The sequence below is a fragment of the Methylorubrum podarium genome (assembly GCF_022179745.1).
GTDB classification, from domain to species: Bacteria; Pseudomonadota; Alphaproteobacteria; order Rhizobiales; family Beijerinckiaceae; genus Methylobacterium; species Methylobacterium podarium.
The window spans coordinates 1-3,808 of the sequence record NZ_BPRD01000483.1; the positions used below are offsets into that span (position 1 = coordinate 1).

Genomic DNA, 3,808 nt, shown 5'->3' on the forward strand with positions numbered 1-3,808 from the left:
GGGGAGGAGAGGGGCGATGCCAGAGGTGATCAACCGGGAACCGTGTGATGCCCTGTCCGCTCGATTCCTTCGGTCCTCGCTCCGTCATCGCGGGGCAGAACCCGAACCGATCGACGGGAGACCGGATCAGACCGGCCCCGCTGCGGCGTCGCCCTGCAGGTAGGCGGCGAGATTGCGCCGGATGCGCTCGAGCGGCACCTCGGCCGGATCGGGCAGGACGAAGGTCTCCTGCGTGATGGTCTCGTAGGCGCGGATATAGACCGCCGCGGCCCCGAGCACGACCTCGGGCGGGATCTCCGGAATCGGATCGCGGTAGGGGTCGCAGCGTGCCACGACCCAGTTGCGGACGTAGTCCTTGTCGAAGCTCTCCGGCGACGTCCCGGCCGCGAGCCGCTCGGGGTAGCTCTCCGCGAACCAGTAGCGGCTGCTGTCCGGCGTATGGATTTCGTCGGCGAGCACGATCCGCCCGTCGGGGTCGGTCCCGAACTCGTACTTGGTGTCGGCGAGGATGAGGCCGCGCTCGGCGGCGAGCGTCTGGCCGCGGGCGAAGAGCGCCAGCGCCGCCTCGGAGACGGTCCGCCACTGCTCGGCCGTCAGCAGACCCTGTTCCAGGATCGCCGCCTCGCTGAGCGGTTCGTCGTGTCCCCCGGCCGCCGCCTTCGTCGTCGGCGTGATGATCGCCTCCGCCAGTCGCTCGTTCGGGCGCAGGCCGTCGGGCAGGCGGTGGCCGTACATCGCGCGCTCCCCGCGCTGGTAGCGGGTCAGGATCGAGGTGGAGGTGGTGCCCGCAAGGTAGCCCCGCACCACGATCTCGACCGGCAGGATGTCGAGGCGGCGCCCGACGACGACGTTCGGGTCGGGATAGGCGAGCACGTGGTTCGGACAGATGTCGGCGGTCCGCTCGAACCAGTAGCGCGCGGTCTGCGTCAGCACCTGCCCCTTGAAGGGGATGGCCGCGAGCGGGCGATCGAAGGCGCTGATCCGGTCGGTGGTGATGAGGATCCGGCGGCCGTCCGCCAGATCGTAGTTGTCGCGAACCTTGCCCCGATAGCGCTCGGGCAGGCCCGCGATCTCCGCCTCGTCCAGAACGTGATGCGCGTACCGCGCGAGAGGGCCGATATCCTTCATTCGTCTCACCCGCTCGTTTCAGGCAGGAAGGTCAAGCACGCCTCGTAGCAGGGAAGTGCCCGATCCGCCTCTCTCGATCGTGCGTGCGGCCGCGCGCCCTGTGCCCACGGCCCCCGACGACGGTTCAGGCCCCGGCCCTCCTCAAGACGAGGCTGAGATTGCTGGCCGGCATGGCGATCTGCCGGTCGAGGCGCAGGCCGTGCTCGGCCGCGACGGCGAGGACCGCGTCGCGGTCGCGAACGCCCCAGTCCGGATCGCGGGCCCGCAAGCCGTCGTCGAACTGCGCGTTGCTCGCGGAGATGTGCGCGCCGCCGATCCGGAACGGGCCGTAGAGGATGAGCAGGCCGCGATCCGGGAGCAGGCGGCCGGCGCCCGCCATCAGGCCCTCGGTCGCCGCCCAGGGGGCGATGTGGATCATGTTGATGCACAGGATCGCATCCGCCCGGGTCACCGGCCACGCTCGCGCGCGCGCATCGAGCGCGACCGGCGCGAGGAGGTTCGGCAGGCCGGCGGCGCGGGCATGGGCGGCGATGCTGCCGAGCGCTCTGGGGTCCGGATCGCTCGGCTGCCAGCGCAGGTCCGGCAGGGCGGCGGCGAAGCGCACCGCGTGCTCGCCCGACCCGCTCGCCACCTCCAGGACGTGACCGCCGCGCGGAACGGCGTCGCGCAGGACATCGCGCAGAACCTCGAGGATGGCCGCCCCGTTGCGCGCCGCGGCCGGTGCGAACAGGGCCTCGTCGGTGGCGCTCTCGCCGCTCACGCTGCATCTCCCGCAAGTGCTGCCCGGCCGGCGGCGCGACAGGACGATCCGTCCGTGCGCCTCCCTCTCGCCCCAATCAAGCCCTGTCTGGCCCGACCGAAATCCGGCAGCCTGCGCCCTCGCCCTCCGTCCCCGGGCTTCGGCGCCACGTCCGTTCCTCAGCCAAGGCCCCCGTCTTGAACGCACCCCATCGCGCCGGCACAGCGCCGCGCCTCAGCCCGGACGAGATCCGCTCGATCATCGTCGGCCTCGTCGCCGCGATGCTGCTCGCGGCCCTCGACCAGACCATCGTGGCGACCGCCATGCCGACGATCGGGCTCGACCTCGGCGATGCCGCGAACCTGCCCTGGATCGTCACGGCCTATCTCCTCGCCTCCACCGCCGTGACGCCGCTCTACGGCAAGCTCTCCGACATCCACGGCCGGCGGATCATGCTGCTGATCGCGATCGCGACCTTCAGCATCGGCTCGATCCTCTGCGCGCTGGCCCCGACGATGATCGCCCTGGCGCTCGCCCGCGGCCTCCAGGGCATCGGCGGGGGCGGCCTGATCGCCCTGTCGCAGACCATCCTGGCCGACATCCTCTCGGCCAAGGAGCGGGCGCGCTATCAGGTCTACATCGCGGGCGTGTTCGCCCTGTCCTCGGTGGCCGGGCCGCTGCTCGGCGGCTTCTTCGCCCAGCACCTGCACTGGTCGGCGATCTTCTGGATCAACCTGCCGATCGGGCTCCTCGCCTTCATCCTCACCAACGACAAGCTGAAGCTCCTGCCGCGCAACGAGCGGCGGCACAGCGTCGATTATCCGGGCGCGGCCCTCCTCGTCGTGAGCTCGACCAGCCTGATGCTGGCTCTGAGCTGGGGCGGCGTGCGCTCCCCCTGGAACTCGGCCCCGGTGCTCGGGCTCGCCGCCTTCGGCCTCCTCAGCGGCGCGGGTTTCGCCGCCCGCCTCGCGACCGCGGGCGAGCCGCTGATCCCCCTGAGCGTGCTGCGCGACCGCGTCGTCACCAGCGCGACGCTTGCCGCCTGCTTCGCCATGGGCACCCTGATCGGGCTCAGCATCTACGTCCCGATCTTCCTCGAGGGCGTCATCGGGCTCGATCCCAGCCGCTCGGGCCTCGCGATGGTGCCGCTGATGGTGGGGACGGTGGTGGGCGCCACCCTCTCGGGCCGGTCGATGGCCTATCTCCGGCACTACAAGCGCGTGCCGCTGGTGCTGCTGACGCTGAGCGTCGGCGCCTGCGGGCTGCTCGCCTCCATGGGTCACGGGCTTCCGCTCTGGCTCATCGAGATCCTGTTCGTGCTGCTCTCGATGGGCATCGGCACGGTGCTGCCGCTCTCAACCATCGTGGTCCAGAACGCGGTCGCGCCGCAGCAGCTCGGCATCGCCACCGCCTCGATGAACTTCTTTCGCTCGCTCGGCGGCGCCCTGATCGTCGCGATCTTCGGCACCCTCGTGCTCGGCGGCGCGGGTGGGATCGGAGACGGCGCGGCGCACGACATGGCCGCGCTGATCCGGGGAGCCGATGCCGGGCAGCTCGGGCAGACCTTCCGCCTCGTCTTCCTCGCCGCCTGCTTCGGCCTCGTCCTGGCCCTCCTCTGCCTCGCCCTCGTCGAGGAGCGCCCGTTGAAGGATTCCGGCGGCCACGGGCGCGACGAGCCGGATCGGGCCGGGTGATCGGCCGTCGCGCGGCCTCGCCGGACGCCGTTTTCAAAGCGGCGTCCGCGTGCAAATCTCTCCACGCGACAATGCACCAGGACGGCTCCCCCGAAGGCGGGCGAGGCCGTCCGTGCGGCCGGATCGGGGGAGCGCGATGGCATCGTCCGACATCGACCGGATCCGGGCGCGCCTCGCCGCGCATCCGAGGCCGGCCGACCTCGCCGCACGGCGGGCGCGGATCGACGGGCTCGGATGCGCGGCGAGG

At 71.6% G+C, this 3,808-nt stretch carries 3 protein-coding genes; 1 reads left to right on the top strand and 2 read right to left on the bottom strand.

The window, feature by feature from the left end; translation table 11 throughout:
• Window positions 1-126: 126 nt before the first annotated feature.
• Window positions 127-1,128: a phosphoribosylaminoimidazolesuccinocarboxamide synthase gene (locus MFF42_RS21505; RefSeq protein WP_238257614.1), complete on the bottom strand. Its 1,002-nt coding sequence runs from the start codon at window positions 1,126-1,128 to the stop codon at window positions 127-129.
• 124 nt (window positions 1,129-1,252) lie between these two features.
• Window positions 1,253-1,888: a DUF938 domain-containing protein gene (locus MFF42_RS21510; RefSeq protein ID WP_238257615.1), complete on the bottom strand. Its 636-nt coding sequence runs from the start codon at window positions 1,886-1,888 to the stop codon at window positions 1,253-1,255.
• 176 nt (window positions 1,889-2,064) lie between these two features.
• Between MFF42_RS21510 and MFF42_RS21515 the strand changes: the two genes are divergently transcribed.
• Complete coding sequence (locus MFF42_RS21515) at window positions 2,065-3,561, top strand: MDR family MFS transporter (protein WP_238257618.1); 1,497 nt, start codon at window positions 2,065-2,067, stop codon at window positions 3,559-3,561.
• Window positions 3,562-3,808 lie beyond the last annotated feature (247 nt).